Annotated in this window: 14 protein-coding genes; 6 read left to right on the top strand and 8 right to left on the bottom strand. The window is 71.0% G+C overall.

Annotated elements, in window-relative coordinates; genetic code table 11:
• Positions 1-10: 10 nt before the first annotated feature.
• The 3 genes from ACFXKZ_RS35730 to ACFXKZ_RS35720 all read right to left on the bottom strand — a co-directional run bounded on the left by ACFXKZ_RS35730 (position 11) and on the right by ACFXKZ_RS35720 (position 3,690).
• On the bottom strand, positions 11-682 hold the full coding sequence (locus ACFXKZ_RS35730; RefSeq protein ID WP_380006313.1) for a FadR/GntR family transcriptional regulator: 672 nt from the start codon (positions 680-682) through the stop codon (positions 11-13).
• A 286-nt stretch (positions 683-968) separates the two neighbouring features.
• The gene (locus tag ACFXKZ_RS35725) at positions 969-2,510 is read right to left on the bottom strand and encodes a M4 family metallopeptidase (protein ID WP_380006310.1); all 1,542 of its coding nucleotides are present in this window, start codon (positions 2,508-2,510) and stop codon (positions 969-971) included.
• Between the two features lie 238 nt (positions 2,511-2,748).
• Entirely contained in the window at positions 2,749-3,690 is a 942-nt protein-coding gene (locus ACFXKZ_RS35720) for a YihY/virulence factor BrkB family protein (protein ID WP_380006307.1), read from the bottom strand.
• Between the two features lie 270 nt (positions 3,691-3,960).
• Here ACFXKZ_RS35720 and ACFXKZ_RS35715 point away from each other — a divergent pair, with 270 nt between their 5' ends.
• Together ACFXKZ_RS35715 and ACFXKZ_RS35710 are read left to right on the top strand one after the other, a co-directional pair.
• Positions 3,961-4,152 (top strand): hypothetical protein, encoded by a 192-nt coding sequence (locus ACFXKZ_RS35715; RefSeq protein ID WP_380006304.1) that lies wholly within the window; start codon positions 3,961-3,963, stop codon positions 4,150-4,152.
• Positions 4,153-4,414: 262 nt separating this feature from the next.
• Positions 4,415-5,338, top strand: a complete 924-nt coding sequence (locus ACFXKZ_RS35710; protein WP_380006864.1) for a glutamate ABC transporter substrate-binding protein — start codon at positions 4,415-4,417, stop codon at positions 5,336-5,338.
• Positions 5,339-5,408: 70 nt separating this feature from the next.
• Here ACFXKZ_RS35710 and ACFXKZ_RS35705 read toward each other — a convergent pair whose 3' ends face one another.
• The 3 genes from ACFXKZ_RS35705 to ACFXKZ_RS35695 all read right to left on the bottom strand — a co-directional run bounded on the left by ACFXKZ_RS35705 (position 5,409) and on the right by ACFXKZ_RS35695 (position 9,365).
• Positions 5,409-6,803, bottom strand: a complete 1,395-nt coding sequence (locus tag ACFXKZ_RS35705; protein WP_380006301.1) for a hypothetical protein — start codon at positions 6,801-6,803, stop codon at positions 5,409-5,411.
• A gap of 226 nt (positions 6,804-7,029) precedes the next feature.
• Complete coding sequence (locus tag ACFXKZ_RS35700; protein WP_380006298.1) at positions 7,030-8,091, bottom strand: alpha/beta fold hydrolase; 1,062 nt, start codon at positions 8,089-8,091, stop codon at positions 7,030-7,032.
• Positions 8,092-8,102: 11 nt separating this feature from the next.
• On the bottom strand, positions 8,103-9,365 hold the full coding sequence (locus ACFXKZ_RS35695) for an esterase/lipase family protein (protein ID WP_380006295.1): 1,263 nt from the start codon (positions 9,363-9,365) through the stop codon (positions 8,103-8,105).
• A gap of 372 nt (positions 9,366-9,737) precedes the next feature.
• Here ACFXKZ_RS35695 and ACFXKZ_RS35690 point away from each other — a divergent pair, with 372 nt between their 5' ends.
• The 4 genes from ACFXKZ_RS35690 (at position 9,738) to ACFXKZ_RS35675 (ending at position 14,664) form a co-directional block, all read left to right on the top strand.
• Complete coding sequence (locus ACFXKZ_RS35690; protein ID WP_380006292.1) at positions 9,738-11,060, top strand: tannase/feruloyl esterase family alpha/beta hydrolase; 1,323 nt, start codon at positions 9,738-9,740, stop codon at positions 11,058-11,060.
• A gap of 143 nt (positions 11,061-11,203) precedes the next feature.
• Positions 11,204-11,998: a 3-hydroxybutyrate dehydrogenase gene (locus ACFXKZ_RS35685; protein WP_380006289.1), complete on the top strand. Its 795-nt coding sequence runs from the start codon at positions 11,204-11,206 to the stop codon at positions 11,996-11,998.
• 30 nt (positions 11,999-12,028) lie between these two features.
• Positions 12,029-14,008: a helix-turn-helix domain-containing protein gene (locus ACFXKZ_RS35680; protein ID WP_380006286.1), complete on the top strand. Its 1,980-nt coding sequence runs from the start codon at positions 12,029-12,031 to the stop codon at positions 14,006-14,008.
• A 53-nt stretch (positions 14,009-14,061) separates the two neighbouring features.
• Positions 14,062-14,664 carry a TIGR03086 family metal-binding protein gene (locus ACFXKZ_RS35675; RefSeq protein ID WP_380006283.1) on the top strand — a complete coding sequence of 201 codons (603 nt, stop codon included), beginning with the start codon at positions 14,062-14,064 and terminating at the stop codon, positions 14,662-14,664.
• A 66-nt stretch (positions 14,665-14,730) separates the two neighbouring features.
• On the opposite strand, the gene ACFXKZ_RS35670 is transcribed toward ACFXKZ_RS35675, so the two are convergent.
• Complete coding sequence (locus ACFXKZ_RS35670) at positions 14,731-15,705, bottom strand: hypothetical protein (protein WP_380006280.1); 975 nt, start codon at positions 15,703-15,705, stop codon at positions 14,731-14,733.
• 277 nt (positions 15,706-15,982) lie between these two features.
• Positions 15,983-16,708 (bottom strand): DUF3152 domain-containing protein, encoded by a 726-nt coding sequence (locus tag ACFXKZ_RS35665; protein ID WP_380006277.1) that lies wholly within the window; start codon positions 16,706-16,708, stop codon positions 15,983-15,985.
• Positions 16,709-16,736: the final 28 nt, after the last annotated feature.

Here is a 16,736-nt window from a genome sequence, read left to right as displayed (position 1 = left end):
CGACCGCGCGTCAGGCCACCTTGCGCAGCCACTGCTCGACGCCCGCGATGTGCGCCGTCGACCACGCCCGCGCGGCCTCCGCGTCGCCGCTCTCCAGCGCGTCCACGATCGCCTGGTGCTCGCGCACCGTACGCTCCCACGAACCACTCTGGGTCAGGCCGCGCCAGTGCCGGGCGCGCATCGTGGGACTGGACAGCGAGTCCAGCAGCGAGCACAGCACGGGATTGCCGCTGAAGCCCGCGATGGCCTGGTGGAAGCGCAGATCCTGCTCGATCAGTTGCTCGGTGGTCGGCTGCGGCTCGTCGACCTGCGCGAGGCCGCGCAGCTCGGCGATCCCCGTGGCGTCGATCCGGGCCGCGGCGAGCGCGGTCGCGGCGGGTTCCAGGATCCGTCTGACCTGGAGGAAGTCGAGCACGCTCTTGTCGTGGTGGAAGTCCACGACGAACGCGATCGCGCCCATCAACAGGCCCGGTTCCAGACTGGTCACATATGTGCCGTCGCCCTGGCGTACGTCCAGGATCTGGATCAGCGACAACGCCTTGACCGCCTCGCGCAGCGAGTTGCGCGACAACCCCAGCTTGGTGGCCAGGTCCGCCTCTTTCGGAAGCTTGTCGCCGGGCCGCAGCTCCCCGGAGACGATCATCTCCTTGATCCTGTCGATGGCCTCGTCCGTCACAGCCATGCCGATGATCCTTCCAGAGGTCCGATGACTTCCAGTATGACGGCCGGGCGCACCGGAAAACAGGGCTGGTTGGACCACCACCCATCGGCCGCTCGCGGCGTCGCCCCCACACCCTCGGGTCCTCAGCCATCCGATCTCCCGGGACGTTCCGGGAACGGCTCCCGTCGACGGCGCCGGATGCGCGGAACCCGACACGGCGAACGAGGCCGCGGCGGGGGCCGCGGCCTCGTCTGGGGAACGGACGTCGGGTGCCTGTCGTCGGATGCCTATCGAGGTGCGTTCGGCATCACGGGCAGGTCGGGTCACCGGGCTGGGCCGGGACGCTCACCGCGTTCCAGGCGGCCTTGGTCTTGTTGAACAGGCCGCAGGTGGAGTCGAGCGCCTTGGCTGACTTCAGGGTCGCGGTGCGGTACTTCTTGTAGGTCATGCCGCTCGTCTTGAGCAACATGCCGCCGTAGAAGATCTTGCCCGCGGTCTGGATTCCGGCGCCCGTGAGTTGCGTGTTGTTGCAGGTCGGGCTGCTGGGCTTGCCGCCGCCGGGGTTCGTGCCCTCGGCGAGCAGGTAGAACCAGTGGTTCAACGGCCCGGCCGCCGCGTGGGTCTCGGTGCCCGGGATCGAGGCGCTGTAGCAGTTCGGGTTGTTGCTGATCTGCGAGGGGTTGTACATGTTGCGGATCGGGCCGTTGCCGACCAGGTTGACCGTCTCGCCGACCAGGTAGTCCGGGCGGTCGTAGGGCGAGGGCTCGTTGGTGTACGCCTCGGTGAGCGCGCCGAAGATATCGCCGGTGCCTTCACCCAGACCGGCCTCGGAGCCGGCGCCGCCGGGGGTGAACTGGTCTATGCCGTGCCCGAATTCGTGGCCCACGACGTCCATGGACGCGATCCACTGGTTGCTCTGGTTGTGGCCGATCTGGATCTGCGAGCCGGTCCAGTAGGCGTTGACCGCGGGCAGCCCGACGCGGACCGGCCAGCTTCCGCCGGTGCCGTTGTGGCCGTTGCGGCCGAGCCAGTCGCGGAGCATGTTCCATTCCTTCTGCGCGGCCCACAGGGCGTCCACGCAGCCGGTCTCCTTGCTCGCGGCGTTGCCGTTGCCCCAGGTGTCGGTGGCCTTGGTGAAGACGCCGCCGTTGTAGTCGGAGCAGGACAGGCCGGGCCGGGTCAGGTCGGTCATCTTGTAGTTGCCGGCGCTGCCGCTGGTGGTGATCGTCAGCGGGTTGGGGCCGTTCCACTGGCTGGTGCCGGTGCCGCCCTTGACGTCGTCGTAGGAGTCGAGCAGCTGCCCCGAGCGGGCGTCGACGAAGACGTGCAGCCGACTGGGCGCGGTGTCGGTGTTGCCGATCAGCACGGTCTCCCAGGCCAGGTTCGCGCCACCCTCCCGGACCCGGACGACCAGGCGTCGAGAGTCGACCTTCTCGACGACCTTGAGTTGCGCACGCGAGACGTTCTCGGCCGCGTCCTTGCCGACCGTCGGCTTGACGGGGACGTCGATCCGCTGATCGGTGGCCGACTGGGCGGCCCGGACGGTGCCGTTGCCGTCGGCCAGTACCGCCGCGCTGCCGCCGACCACGGGCAGCCCGCGGTAGGTGCGCTCGTAGGCCACGGAGTACAGGTTGTCGACCCACGGGGTGACCTGCTGCCGCACGTAACTCTCGTCGGGGCCCTTGGCCAGGACGTCCAGGCCGCTCGTCGCGGCCCGGTCGGCGGCGGACACGGCCGCCGCCAATCCGGGCGCGGGCGGAGGCGTCGCCGCGTTCGACTGGGAGGTACCGACCACGAGGCCGGCGAGTAGGGCCAGGACCGACCCGACCGTCACCGTGCTGCGTTTCATCGAGGCTCCTTGGATGGAGGACAGGCCTCGACCACGAGTCCGACTCGCGCCGGCCCCGCGAGGTGAACGGAACCGACCGTCAGGTGCGTCGGGTTCGTGCCCGAGCGAACGAAACGCTCACACAGGCACAAGTCGACCGTCAATAAAACGCAACCGGCACGGCACAATCTGTCAAAAACCCCACACCCTCCCCAACCACCCACCCACGAAGACGATTTGGCCGGGGCGCCCGCCGGCGTCAGGCTCCGGGATCGGGCTTTATGGGTTCGGGGAGGTGGGCGCGGACCGCTTCCAGTTGTGCGGCGAATGCCAAGCCCAGGAACAGCGCGATCGAGGTCAGGTAGGCCCACAGGATCAACGACACGAACGCGCTGAGGGGGCCGTACACCGAGTCGAACGAGCTGCTGAAGCGGACGTACAGGCCCAGCAGCCACGTCAGCAACACCCACAACGCCACGTACACCGCCGCCCCGAACGCCAGCCAGGTGAAGCCGGGTTGGCGACGGCGCGGCGACCACCGGAACACCGCGGACGCCGAGAGCAGCGCGAGCCCGATGCCCACCGGCCAGCGCATCGTGTTCCCCAACGCCTGTTGGGTGTCGCTCCAGCCGTAGACGTCGCCGGCCGCTCCGACGATGTCACGTCCTGCCACGGTCAGCAGTACGCCGAGACCGATCGGGATGCCCACCACGAGGGTCATCACCGCGGCGCGGCCGTACTTGCGCGGGAACGGGCGGTCGCGTTCCACGCCGTAGATCCGGTTGGCGCCCCGCTCGATCTGGCTCATCGCCGTCGCGACGTTGACCAGCGCGAACAGCAGCCCCAGGAAGAGCGCTGCCGCGCTGCCCTCACCCGCGTCGCGCAGCGTGTCCTGCACGACGGCCGAACTGGGGCCGGTGGACAGCCGACCGAGGACCGACGAGACGAACATGCCGAATTTGTCCGTGTGCAAGACCCTGGACAGACCCACGACGGCGATCGCGAACGGCAGCACCGACAACACGGCCTGGAGCGCGAGCGCACGCGAGTGCGTGAACCCGTCCGCGTACCGAAAGCGGATGAACGCGTTCTTGACCAGCGTCCACCCGCCGTACCGACGCAGCGTCGCCCACGCCTCGTCGGCCGACAACTCCTCACCCTTCATGTCCCGCGTCTGCGGAACCCGCATCGCTGTGCCCATGGCCGACTTCTGCCCGACGACCACGAATACAGCACAAAAACCAAAGAGTTTCGGATCACCCCCGCTCCCGCCAACGTCGCGAGCAGACCGATACCGACAGCCACCGCGATGTCGGTCGTGATGGATGACCGTTTCTCTCACGGGGTGTGATGAAACGATGACGAGGCCTCTGGGTGGGGTTTTTGCGGGAGGTGGCCGGCCGGGTCGATTGTCGACACCGGGGGCGGCAGCGTCACGCTCACGCTGCCCCTCGACGCCGGGCGAGTGCCGGTGGACGCGATCCACCAACTCACCTGCACCGCGGCCAACGCCCGCGTTCCGGGCGGCCGACCCGCCACCGACGTCGACGTCAACTTCCGCGAACTCGGCAAGCCGGGCCTGTGCGGCCCGCTGCACTGCGACATCGCCGGCTACAACGCGCAGCCCGAGCGGCCCACTCCCCAGGCGAGCCGGCCCGGCTGAATCTGCCGAACCTCGGGCCGGAGGCCCGGCCGAGTCGCCATGTCGCCATAAACCGGGCATCGGCCGTGAGCCGGCCGGCCGCATGGGGAGATACCCACACCTGCCTCCTCTCGGGACGCAACGATGGTGTCGATCGAACCGGGGGGCGGGTGCGGATCGTGCGCGCGGCGCCTCCGACAGGCGCCGTACGGAGAGGACGTGGCGGACGATGCGCTTACAACAGGTGAGAGTGGCGGCCGGATGTCTGGTAGTGGTCGTGCTCATGGGTCTGGCGGTCGGATGCGGTGGTTCCCCGCCCACGCGGCGCCCGTTACCCGCGGCGGTCGTCGGAGCGCCGGCGGCGACACCGCCCGCCACGCCGCCGGCCGCGCCGCCGCCCGCGTGCGATCCGTGGGCCAGTCTGCGGCCGACGAACGCCGACGACGGGCCGGCGATCACCCGGATCCGGCAGAACGGACTCCTGGTCGCGGGCATCGACCTCAACAGTTACCTATGGGGGTCCGTCGACCCGGCGACGGGCGAGGTGGTCGGGTTCGACATCGACATCGTGTGGGCCATCGCCCGCGGGATCCTGGGCCCGAACGCCCGGGTCAGGTTCGTGACCATGTCCCCCGACCAGCGTGTCCCGCGGCTCCGGGCCCGAGACGTCGACGTGATGGTGCGGACGATGACCATCACGTGTCAACGCAAGTCCGAAGTGGCCTTCTCCACCGTCTACTTCCGCAGCGGCCAGCAGCTCGTGGTGCCCAAGGGATCGCCCGTGCGGGCATTCGACGCGTCGCTTCGCGGACGGCGGGTGTGCGTGGGCGCGGGCACCACGGCCGTGGACGTACTGGCACAGGCGAACCTGGGCGCGATCGTCGACCTCGCCGACAACCATCTCGACTGCCTGGTGCGCCTACAGGAGGGTCAGACCGATGCGATCCTCACACACGGTTCACTCGCCGCGGGACTCGCCGCACAGGACCCGATGATCCGCGTATTGGAACCACGCCTGGACGAAACGTTGTACGGCGTCGCGATGAATCCCAACGACACCGACCTCGTCCGCCGGGTCAACGCAATCCTGGAGAACTACCGCGCAGGCGGCCCGAACAGCCCATGGATGGCCTCCTACCGAAAGTGGCTGGCCGCGAACCTCTCCGACCCCACCGCAACCCCACCCCCCGCCCGCTACGTGGACTGAGCGGCGGGCCACGAGGTCGACCACCTCGTGGCCCCGCCGCCCGGGCATGCTCGCCTCACATGACGGGTCGTCAGCCCGCGATCTGGGCCACCTTGGACAGCTGGCCGGTGATCATCGCGGACGGCACCTCGGCCGGGCCGGCCTGTGCGAACGACGCCATCTGCATGGCGACGTTGCCCTTCACGGCCACCACGAGGTAGGCGTACAGGCGTCCGTTCGTGGGGTGGTCGTCGCGCATCCGAAACGCCACGGTGTCCGCGCCGATGCGTCCGACGGAGACCTCGGTGATCGTGTACCGGTCGACCGTGCCGTCGTCGTTGGTCTCGGAGAACGACGAGCAGACCTTGAGCGCCGCGACGTACGCGTCGAACTCCTGCTTCAGCACCGCGTGTCGGCCGCTCGACAGTTCGGTGACCACACCCTCGGTGGGCTGTACGGTCGCGTCGAGGGTCGTCTTGCGATACTTCTGCTGAATCGCGGCGGTGCGCTGGTCCAGTGAGGTGTCCATCAACGGTGCACAACGCGGGTCGGACAGTCGGGGTGCGGCCTCGGGCGTCGCGGGTTCCGGGGCCTCGGCCGAGTACTCCGCCGGAATCTCCTGCGCGTTGAGCAGGGCCGCCGTCAGTGTGTCGGCGGTCGGCATCGTCCTGCTCTCGGCGCTCTGCGTGGCCGAAGGCTTGGCCGTGGGCCGCGCCGGCTCGGACGGGGAACTCCCCGTGTCCGGAGGCATCTTGTCGAGCCGGGAGAGCTGGGCGCTCACGAACGGGCCGGTATCGGCGGGGTCGCCCTTGCCCGGCGTCGCGAACGACGTGACGGCGAGACCGGTGGTGCCCCGGAGAACCAGGGTGTTGACGGCGGTGCCGAGCAGTCGGCCGTTGCCGGAAACCGCGACCTTGTACGAGACGCTGTCCTTGCCCCGCACGCCGACCTTGACGTCGGTCACGGCGAAGGTCGTGACGTCGCCGCCTTCGGTGAGTGTGTAGTGCGCGCAGGAACCCAGCGCCTTGATCCCGTCGTCGAGTTGCTTTTGCAGCACATCGCGCGGCGCGCTGGACAGGCTCACCCGCACCGAGTCGTCCGACTCCGGGTCCGCGGGAGCGAGGGCGTACGACCGCTCGGCGTGGCCGACCGGGTGCGACGTGCCGCCGCTGCCGAGCGCCACACATTCGGCGGGGCTGACCACCTGGCCCGGCTTGTCCGGTGACCGTTCGTTCGACACCTTGCCGCCGCCGTATCCGGCGGGGAGGTCCTTGCCGTCGATGAGGGCCGCGGACAACTGCCGGTCCGTCGCCGGGGTCGCGTTCTTGTCCCCCTTGCCGCTGTCGGCGGATGCCGAAGCGGACGCGGACGGCTCGTCCTTGGCGTCGCCGCCCGACTTCTCGCAGGCCGTAAGGCCGAAGAGCGCGAGCGCGGTCAGCGGTACAACAACTTTGGTCGCCGCGCGACGCGGCATGGTGATACGCACCGTGAACCCCCCAGTTCGGTGTCTGTCGCGGACCACGACGCCGCCGTGTATGTGACGCGGGTACCCGTAACCCCCCTGGTGCCGGGTACCCGACGGCGGCGCCGTGCTTGTGATCACGACCCTAAAGCCGCGAACCGCGCTCGCCGGCCGCTGTTACCGGAACGGCACGATCCGGGGACACATGTGACATCCGGGTCCCCGGCGGCCGCACGCTGCCCGCGGGGCGTCACCCGGCCGGGGTTTCGGGGGTGGCCTCGTGCAGCACCCGGAGCAGTTCCGTCAGGAACTCCTTGGGGCGCTCGATGTGCACGCTGTGGCCCGCGCCCTCGATCACCGCCTCCCGGACCGGGCCGCCGGCCGCCGCGTAGCGGGCCAGGACGGCGCGGGTCTGGGCGATCATCGGCTGGGCCGGGCAGTGCTCCGCGCCGGGCCAGCCGGGAACGGCGCCCAGTGCGCCCAGGTGGGCCAGGTCGAAGAGCGAGGTGTCCGAGACGATCACGTCGGCCGAGCCCCGCAGCCACAACACCGGGGGCCGGGCCTCGGCGAGTTCCAGGTCGTCGATCCGAAAGTGCGTCGGCGCCAGGCAGTTGAGCACGCCGCGGTCGCCCGGAGCCAGGCCCGGCCAGACCTCGCTGGTGCGGGAGTCGCCGGGGTAGTGGTCGTCGCCGATCCGGGTGGTGAGCATCGAGGCCACATAGGCGTCGGCCGGCTCCACGGGCGCATTGACGTAGCACGCGTCGAACACCGCGCGGGGTGACAGCGGTGACTCCCCGCCGGTATCGCCTGCCGCCAGCAACCGCACGAACTCCGGGTTCGCGGCGCCGCCGCCGGAGCCCGCGCCGTCCGGGCTGTTCAGCCGGCCGTCGATCCCGTGCGTGCCGCCGAACCCGTACGGCGAGACCGGGTTGACCAGGGTCGCCGAGCGCAACCGCTGGGCGTGGTCCCGCAGTTGTTGCAGGACCACGCCTCCGCCCAGGCTCCAGCCGACCAGGTGTACCCGGCCCAGGTCGAGCGCCTCGATCAGCGCGCTCAGATCGTCGCTGTAGTCGCGCAGGCCGCGGGTCGCGTCCACCGGCAGCGGGTCGGTGTCGCCGAAGCCGCGCAGGTCGAGCGCGATCGGCCGGTAGTGCGAAGGCAGTTCGAGCATCGCCTGTCGCCAAAAGAGCGAGGACGACACGTTGCCGTGCACGAAGACCACCGGCTCACCGGAACGTCCTTCAATCTGCAGGCAGTTGACGGTGAGCCGGGAGGTCGCGATCCGACCGGCGGCGATGGTGGGCAGCAGCATCCTTGATTCCTTCAGTCGAGCCAGCCGGCGACCTTGGCCGCGACCGTGGTGTTCCAGCCGAGTTCGAGGTGGTTGGCGCCGGCGACCAGCGCGGTCCCGCCGACCGTACCGACTCCGGTGGTGTCCAGGGCACTGGAGACGAAGACCACGCCGTCGCTGGGCCCTCGGTTCTCGTTGAAGATGCCGAGGATGCTCGGTGTACCGCCGGCCAGCAGGAAGGTACGGACCTGGGCGGGGATGCCGGCCTGGTGCAGCGGTGTGATCAACGAGCCCGCGGCGATGGCGGGTTGGATGCCGGTGCCGTCGGTGTAGAACCCCTGGCCGCCGTAGTACGTGGTGTACCAGTCCTGTTGGCTCTGGTCGACCCCGTACGTACCGTCCCAGCGGGCCAACATCTGCCGCTGCCCCGGGTAGTCGTCGTAGCCGCCGGTCGGGGTGAACGCGTACTCCGGGTGTGCCTGATACGTCCCGTAGCACGTCATGCGCAGGTGCGGCGAGGGCGCGTTGACCTTGCCGCCGCACTCCGGCCAGATGCTGAAATCGTGCGCCCAGCCGTGCGCGAAGGGGTAGTCGTAGCCGCCGTTGGGGCCGCCCAGGGTGACCAGCCGCCGTACGTCGCCGGCGTACGGCCGCCCCCAGGAGGGCTTGACCGAGGAGACGTACGCCCTGGTGGACATCTCGCCCTTGCTCCAGCCGACCAGATCCACCTGGGGAACGCCCAACCGGGCGCGGATCAACGCGACCGCGTCGCCCACCTCCTGAGCCTGCATCAGGTTGTCGCCCTGCTTGTGCGCGAAGCCGATGGCGAAAACCCGGTATCCCCGCGTGGAGAGGTACTGCATCAGACCGGTGTTCGGGCAGGACGCCGTCCCGCACCCGTAGCCACCCGACTCGCCCGGGTTGGCCCAGGCCCGGTCCGGGTTGTCGTTGGCGCCGTGCACCAGCAGCACCGGCACCTGGTGTGCGCCGCTGTTCCAGCCGGGCGCGGAATAGAGCAGGAAGCGCCCGGAATACGGCTGCTTCACCCCGCCGAAGAAGGTCAGGCGCTGACCGTCCTGGTCACCGCGACCGTCCGGCGGGTACTGCTCCTGGTGGAAACCGGCGGTGGTGTCGAGATAACGCTCGACGCGCTCCCAGCCGTTGGCCGGCGAGGTGTAGCTCGCCTCCATCGTGAGGTAGGCCGGCGCCGCGGCCGAGGCGGCCGGCGCTCCGACGAGCCCGGTCAGCAGCGCGAGCAACACCGCGAGAATCCAGCCGCCCGACTTCCGCACCATCGTCAACTCCTCCGCCCGGCGGGCCCGGAGCGGCCCGCCCCGACACGGTAGGCGGGACACGTGGGCCGGGCCCATGAGGATGGCCCACACGACGAGCGGCCGGAGGTGTGGGTCACACCCCTGGTCCGGGGTCGACCGAGCGACGACGTACCGGTCCGTGCGCCGGTGCAATCGCCGTGCGCCGGCGGCCGATCCGGCGGCTGGTGTGCTCCGCGACCATGCCCGGGCGCCGACATGTGTGGCTCGTCGCCATGGACGACATCCGGGTACGCCCGTACCGTCGTGCGGATGCGCGGCGCTCCGGCGCGGCGCCCCGGCATGGCGCTCCCGCGCGGTACGGGCGTATCCCACCACTCTCCGAAGGAGCCGGCGATGGCGGACACCACGGAAGGCGGCGCCGCGCGCGCCGTGCGCGTCGACACCGGCCGCACGGTCCACGTGCCGGGAGCCGAACGCCAACAGGTCGTGCGCCTCGCGGATTTGACCACCGTCGGCACCGCCGTCACGGGGCACACCGCCCTCGCGGACTGGGAAAACCTGCACGCGTCCGGGACTCCACGGCCCGAACGTCCGGTGCCGGGGCTGCAGATCGACGGCTGCTTCCCCGCCGAGACCCGGCTGAATCCCCATCACGGTTGGCACCACGACGCGCAGTTCGTACTGCGTCTCCCCGACGACTGGAACGGCAAACTGGTCGTCACCGCCGCCCCGGGGATCCGCCGCCAATACGCCACCGACCGCATCATCGCCGATGGGGCGCTCGCCGCCGGCTATGCCTACGCGGCCACCGACAAGGGCAACTCCGGCCCCGACTTCCACACCGCGGGGCGCCGCCCCGGCGACGCGCTCGTCGACTGGTCCCGGCGCCTGTACGAACTCGCCGTAGCCGCACGCCTGGTGGTGCGCCGCCACTACGGCACGGAGGCGCACCGCACCTACGTCACCGGGATCTCCAACGGCGGCTACCTGACGCGCGCTCAGCTGGAGCGGCACCCGGACCTGTACGACGGCGGCGTGGACTGGGAGGGCCCGCTGTGGTTGGCCGAAGGACCCAACCTGTTCACCTACCTGCCGACGGCCCTGGCCCACTATCCGCGCTACCGGGACGGCGGTGATCCGGACGCGGCGGCACGGCTGATCGACGCGGGGCTGCCGGCCGGCTCGGAGTTCCTGTGGGACATCCACCACCGGACCTACTGGGATGCCACCCAACGCACATACCGGGCCGTCTTCGACCCGCACCACCCCGGCCCGGGTCTACCGCCCGCCGGAGTCCCCTTCGCCGGTCCCGGCGAAGCGGGCAGCGACGCCGACTACGACTACCCGAACCGCCCCCGCGCCGTACACGAGGCCGTCGCCCGGGTCGCGCTCACCGGGGCGATCGGCAAGCCGCTGCTCTCCCTGCACGGGACCCTCGACGCGTTCCTGCCCATCACGCTGCACTCCGACCGCTACGCCGACCTCGTCGCCGCCGCCGGTCGCGGCCGGCTGCACCGCCAGTACCGCATCGAGGGCGGCAACCACGTCGACGGGTTCTGCGACCTCTTCCCCACTCGGCTGCGTCCGCTCCTACCCGCGTACCGCACCGTGTTCAAGGCCCTCGAAGACTGGGTCGAACACGGCACGAACCCGCCGTCGAACCGCACGGTGGCCTGGAACGACGACGTCGACGACGGCGACATCGGCACGTGGTGACCCCCGGTCGGGGCCGCTCGATACGCGCCCGGCGACACCGCCGCATCCGCAGGCCCGACATGGCGCCTCGGCCCACGGCACACCCCACGACTATGGCGACGGACTCCATGTGCCCGCAGGCTCGCCTTTCCTACGATATGGCCATGGCAACCAGTGCGATCACCGGCGACCTCTCGCCCACTCCCCCCGACGACCCCTTCCTCGCCGGACGCGTCGTGTTGGTGACCGGGGCGGCGAGCGGGATCGGACGCGCCTGCGCCCTCGCGTTCGCCGCCGCCGGCGCACACGTGCACGTCGTGGACATCGCGGTCGACGCGGCCGAAGCGGTCGCCGAGGAGATCGGCGGCACCGCGCACGGGACCGATCTGGCCGACCCGGACGCCGTGGACGCGCTGCCGACCCGGGTCGACATCGTGGTCAACAACGCCGGCCTGCAACACGTGGCCCCGATCCAGGAGTTCCCCCTCGAACGGTTCGCCCTCATCCACAAGGTGATGGTGGAGGCGCCCTTTCGCATCATGCGCCGCGTCCTGCCGCACATGTACGCGCAGAACTGGGGGCGCATCGTCAACATCTCCTCAGTGCACGGTCTGCGGGCGAGCGCGTTCAAGTCGGCGTATGTGAGCGCCAAGCACGCCCTGGAGGGGCTCAGCAAGGTCGCCGCCCTGGAAGGCGCCCCGCACGGGGTGACCAGCAACTGCGTCTGCCCCGGCTACGTCCGCACGCCGCTGATCGAGGGCCAGATCGCCGCCCAGGCCGCCGCGCACGGAATCCCCGCCGACGACGTCGTCCGCGACATCCTGCTGGAACGCACGGCGATCAAACGGCTGATCGAGCCCGAGGAGGTCGCCGCGGCGGCCCTGTACCTGTGCGGACCGCACGCCCGCCACGTCACCGGCACGTCCTTCGTCCTGGACGGCGGCTGGACCGCACACTGACTCGCACGGCGAACGGACGGACGGACCACCATGGCAGAGCAACACCCCGTGCGACCCGCGCGGTTCGCCCGGGATCTCCTCGACCTCCTCTCCGCGGACGCGCCCGCCGAGGACTTCCGGGCCCTGGCCGCGCAGGCCCGCGCGGCCGGTGCCGCGCCCGACGATCTCGCGGACCTCGACGACGCCACGGCGAAGGCCCTGCGCATCCGTGGCACGCTGCGTGAACACCGGCGTCGGGAGCGGGAGTTGACCGCGCTGTTCGACACCGCGAGCGACCTGGCGGCGCTGCGCGACCTGGACTCGGTGCTGCGCTCGATCGTCCGACGGGCGCGGATGTTGCTGGGCACCGACACCGCGTACCTCACCCTGCCCGACGAGGAGGCCGGCGACACCTACATGCGGGTGACCGACGGATCGGTCTCCCCGATCTTCCAGGCCCTGCGCCTGGGCCTCGGGGACGGCCTCGGCGGCCTCGTCGCACAGACCGCGCGACCGTACGCGACCCCCGACTACCGCACGGACACCCGTTTCCGGCACGTCGATCGGGTCGACGAGGGCGTACTCGACGAGGGTCTGGTCGCCATCCTCGGCGTGCCCCTCCTGCTGGGTTCCACGCGCGGGGACGGGGGCAAGGTCGTCGGTGTCCTGATGGCGGCCGACCGGGCGCCGCGCACGTTCGGCGGCGACGAAGTGGCGCTGATGAGTTCGCTGGCCACGCACGCCGCCATCGCCATCGACACCGCGCGCGCCATGGCCGACACCCGTGCGGCGCTCGCGGAACTGGCCGAGGCGAACACCGTGATCCGGGCCCACGCCGACGCGGTGCAGCGCGCCGAGGAGGCGCACGACAAACTCACCGATCTGGTGCTGCGCGGCGGCGACCTGCCGGACGTGGCCGCCGCGGTCGCCGAACTCCTCGGCGGGGCGGTCGCCATCCACGACACCGCCGGCCTGGACCTGACCGGCACCACGACGGACGACGGCTCCACCCCGCTCGACGGCGCCGAACTGGTCCGCGCCGCCGAGGAGTCGCACGCGCTCGGACGCGCGGTGGCGTGGCACGGCGGGTGGGTCTGCGCCGTCCTGGCCGGGCCCGAGGCGCTCGGCAGCCTGGTGCTGCGTCGCGCCGATCTCGACGACGCCGACCGGCACGTCTTCGAGCGGGCCGGCGTCGTGGCCGCGCTCCTGCTGCTGCTGCGCCGCTCGGTCGCGGAGACGGAGAACCGGGTCCGCGGCGAGTTGCTGGCCGACCTGCTGACCGATCCCGACCGCGATCCCGTGACGCTGTCGGCCCGGGCGCGGCGTTCCGGGATCGACCTCGACCGCCCCCACCTGGTCCTCGTCGCCGACACCGCGACGTCGGACCGGGAGCGGCTCGCGGCGCGCGCCCGGCAATACCTGTTCGCGGGCAGCGGCGTGACCGCGCAGCACGCCGGGTCCACGGTGTTGCTCCTGCCGGACGACGGCACACCGCCCGGCGAGGCGGCCCGACGCGCCGCGAGCCGGCTCGGGGTACGTATCGGAGCGCCGGTCACCGTCGCCGCGGCGGGTCCCGCCGTCGGTGCGCGCGGCATCGCCGCGGCCCACGCCGAGGCGGCCCGCTGCCTGCGCGCCCTGATCGTGCTGGGCCGCACCGGCGACGGCGCGTGCGCCGCGGAGCTGGGGTTCCTGGGCGTCGTACTCGGCGGCCGGCAGGACGTCGACACGTTCGTCGGCGACGCGTTGGGCCCGCTGCTGGCGTACGACGCGCGGCGCGGCACGGAGCTGGTGCGCACGCTCCGGGTCTACTTCGCGTGCGGCGGCAGCCTGACCCGCGCCAAGGACGAACTGCACATCCACGTCAACACGGTCGTACAACGCCTGGACCGCGTCGAAGCCCTCCTGGGCCCGGACTGGAACGGGCCGCAGCAGGCACTCGAACTGCAACTCGCCCTGCGCCTGCACCAACTCACCGAACGCCCGCCGGCGGTCGTCACCGAGAGCTGCGCTCCCCCACCCCCGGGTCGATGATGTGAGATGGGCGCGCGACGCCCTTCCGTATCCCACACCGAGGAGGCGGCAGCATGACTGCCACGAACGACCCGTACCACGACGAGACGGCCTTGCCGCACGAAACCGCCGCCGCGGGCGAACACCGCCGCGTCGCGGGCGTGTTCACCGAGCGGGTACACGGCGTGCCGGCCGCCGCGTGGGACAACCCGGCACCGTGCGAGGGGTGGACCGCCCGGGACGTGGTGCGCCATCTGGTCGAGTGGTTCCCGGCGTTTCTCCGATCGGGCGCCGGGATCGAACTGCCGAAGGGGCCGCCGGTGGACGACGACCCGGAGGCCGCCTGGACCGTGCACAACGAGGCGGTGCAGGCCCTCCTCGACGACCCCGCCACCACCGGCAAGATGTTGGTGAACCCGAATATCGGCGAACTGCCGCTGAGCGAGGCGATCGACCGGTTCTATACGGTCGACGTCTTCATGCACACCTGGGACCTGGCCCGGGCGACCGGCCAGGACGAGCGGCTGGACCAGGCCACGTGCGCCCGGCTCCTGGAAGGGATGTTGCCGCTCGACGAAGTCCTGCGCGGCAGCGGCCACTACGGCCCCCGGGTCGAGGTCCCGGAGGACGCCGACGCACAAACCCGCCTGCTCGCCTTCATCGGCCGCACCCCCTGACTCCCGCCGCCGCTGCGCGGGGGCGGGAGTCGGGTCTCGGGCCGGGAGTCAGGCCTCCGGGGATTGTCAGACCTTCGACGAGACGGCGGCGACCGCCGGGTCGGTGGTCCCCGCACCGCGCTTCGGCGCGACCTTGCGGGCGTCTCGGCGGCGGGACATCGTGGCGCGGGGGCGGGGGATCGCGGCCGGGCCGGGGAGCGCGAAGCTCCGGGTCGAGACCTGAAAACCGTTGACGCACAGGACTTCGAGCCGGGCGCCCACCCCCACGGCGTCGGGCAGTTCCATGGTCGTGGTCGAACGTCCGCCCGGTTCCAACCGGAAGTGCTCCCCGGGCGACGGCTTCACCGGGCCGCCCTCCACGTCACCGGGAGCGAACCGAAGGTGCATCGCCGTCGGGGCCACGGCTCGCGGGTCCGCGACCGTCGCGATCTCCAGGACGGCGGAGCCCGAACGGGCGACCAGGCGGACGTCGATCTCGGGGCCGGGTTCGCCGTAAGGGTTATGGGCGGTTCGACCACACGGGTCGCAGGACACGGTGACCCGGTCCATGACGCCCGGGTACAGGCTGGTGTACACCACACGCTCGCCGTCGTTCCCGCAGCGAGCGCAGGGTTTGGCGGGGCCGACCCGTACCACCTGGTGGGTCGCGATCAGCGCGTCGCAGAGGTGGTCGAACCAGCCCGGGTGCTCGATCAGGCGAGCCAGCGCGTGCGTCCAGCGCGACGCGTGCTCGCTCACCTCCCGCGCGAGCGCGGCACCCGTCGGGTCCGTGGCACCGCCGGCGGTGGCACCGGCGTCACCGGCGACACCGGCGCGTACGGCCGCGAGGATCGAGGCCTGTGCCTCGTCGTTGTGCAGGCGCATCGCACGCAGCGATCTGGCGCCCGGAGCCGTCGTGCGGTTCCGGAGTTGCGCGTCCAGGTAGTGGTGGATCCGGTCCACCGTCGCGATGTCCTCCAGCCACGAGGCGATCCGTGTGGTGGATGTCGCGATCGTGACGGGCTCGCCATTGAGCCTGTCACCGTGATGAGTGACGGTCACCTGTTCCTCCGAGGATGAGGCTCGGGCCATTGCCCGGCCGAGTACTCGGAGCCCGTCCACGCTTCGACGACGCTGTCGAAACGACAGGCCCCGAAATCCGGTTCACCACGGGTGCGGTTCCCCGGTGGGGCTGACCAACCCCGCCGACAATTTTCCGCTCGTGTCGCGCCGTTGCCTAGTGGTTCAGGTGGCGAGACTGCGAGGGTGGGGCCGACAATCTCGGGGCCTGCGTAACGGGAAGCGAGCCGTTCCGGATGGATGAATCACCCAATTCGGCTCATGGGCGGGGCCACGGGTTGGGCGAGCACGTGGCGCTGCCGGTGACGAGGGTCAACGTCTGCTGCATCATCACCGGCGCGGGTGCGCCCGACCGGTCACACGTCTCGTGCATGTGACCGAGGCGATGGCCGACTTCGTGGTTGATCAGCATGCGTCGGTAGTTCGCCAGGTCGTCGCCGTACGTCGTGGATCCCGTCGCCCACCGCCACGCGTTGATCATCACCCGCCGGGTGGAGGCGACGTTGCACGAGACACGTTGTTCGCCGGTGTCCAGGCCGTCCTTGGCGCACCAGGTGTTGACGGTTCCGGTGCTGGCGAGGGTCACGACGAAGTCGGAGTCGCCCGAACCCACCCGTTCCAGGGCGATGGTCCCGTCGCCACCCCAACTGCGCGTGTCGTTGAGCGTCTCGTGCACGGCGCGCGCGAAGTATGTGGCGTCGATCGACAGGCCCTCCTCGATCTGTATGCGATAGCGCAGTACGCGTGTCCCGCCCCTGGCCTCGTCGTGGCCCGGAACGGTGCGGAACCGCCCCGCGAGCGCGAGGTCGGCCGGTATCTCCGAGCGTGCCGCGAGCCACTCCTCGTACGGGCGGGTATCCGCGGCGCCGGTGACGTACTTCTCATCCTTGTCGTCTTTTTTGTCCGAGAGTCGGCAGCCGGCCGTCGCCAGGAGCAGGCCGGACGCCAGGAGGGCGGCGAGGATCGACTTGAGGGCCGAGTTCACGATGGGTCGGGCTTCCCGTCTGTCGTGG

It is taken from the genome of Embleya sp. NPDC059237 (assembly GCF_042754105.1).
Taxonomy (GTDB): Bacteria; Actinomycetota; Actinomycetes; order Streptomycetales; family Streptomycetaceae; genus Embleya.
This window is presented reverse-complemented; position numbering and strand designations above follow the sequence as displayed.

What these genes read in the sequence shown, in the direction of transcription:
- ACFXKZ_RS35730 (WP_380006313.1), bottom strand. Translation starts at nt 682, where the DNA reads ATGGCTGTGACGGACGAGGCCATCGACAGGATCAAGGAGATGATCGTC.
- ACFXKZ_RS35725 (WP_380006310.1), bottom strand. Translation starts at nt 2,510, where the DNA reads ATGAAACGCAGCACGGTGACGGTCGGGTCGGTCCTGGCCCTACTCGCC.
- ACFXKZ_RS35720 (WP_380006307.1), bottom strand. Translation starts at nt 3,690, where the DNA reads ATGGGCACAGCGATGCGGGTTCCGCAGACGCGGGACATGAAGGGTGAG.
- ACFXKZ_RS35710 (WP_380006864.1), top strand. Translation starts at nt 4,415, where the DNA reads ATGGGTCTGGCGGTCGGATGCGGTGGTTCCCCGCCCACGCGGCGCCCG.
- ACFXKZ_RS35700 (WP_380006298.1), bottom strand. Translation starts at nt 8,091, where the DNA reads ATGCTGCTGCCCACCATCGCCGCCGGTCGGATCGCGACCTCCCGGCTC.
- ACFXKZ_RS35695 (WP_380006295.1), bottom strand. Translation starts at nt 9,365, where the DNA reads ATGGTGCGGAAGTCGGGCGGCTGGATTCTCGCGGTGTTGCTCGCGCTG.
- ACFXKZ_RS35690 (WP_380006292.1), top strand. Translation starts at nt 9,738, where the DNA reads ATGGCGGACACCACGGAAGGCGGCGCCGCGCGCGCCGTGCGCGTCGAC.
- ACFXKZ_RS35685 (WP_380006289.1), top strand. Translation starts at nt 11,204, where the DNA reads ATGGCAACCAGTGCGATCACCGGCGACCTCTCGCCCACTCCCCCCGAC.
- ACFXKZ_RS35680 (WP_380006286.1), top strand. Translation starts at nt 12,029, where the DNA reads ATGGCAGAGCAACACCCCGTGCGACCCGCGCGGTTCGCCCGGGATCTC.
- ACFXKZ_RS35675 (WP_380006283.1), top strand. Translation starts at nt 14,062, where the DNA reads ATGACTGCCACGAACGACCCGTACCACGACGAGACGGCCTTGCCGCAC.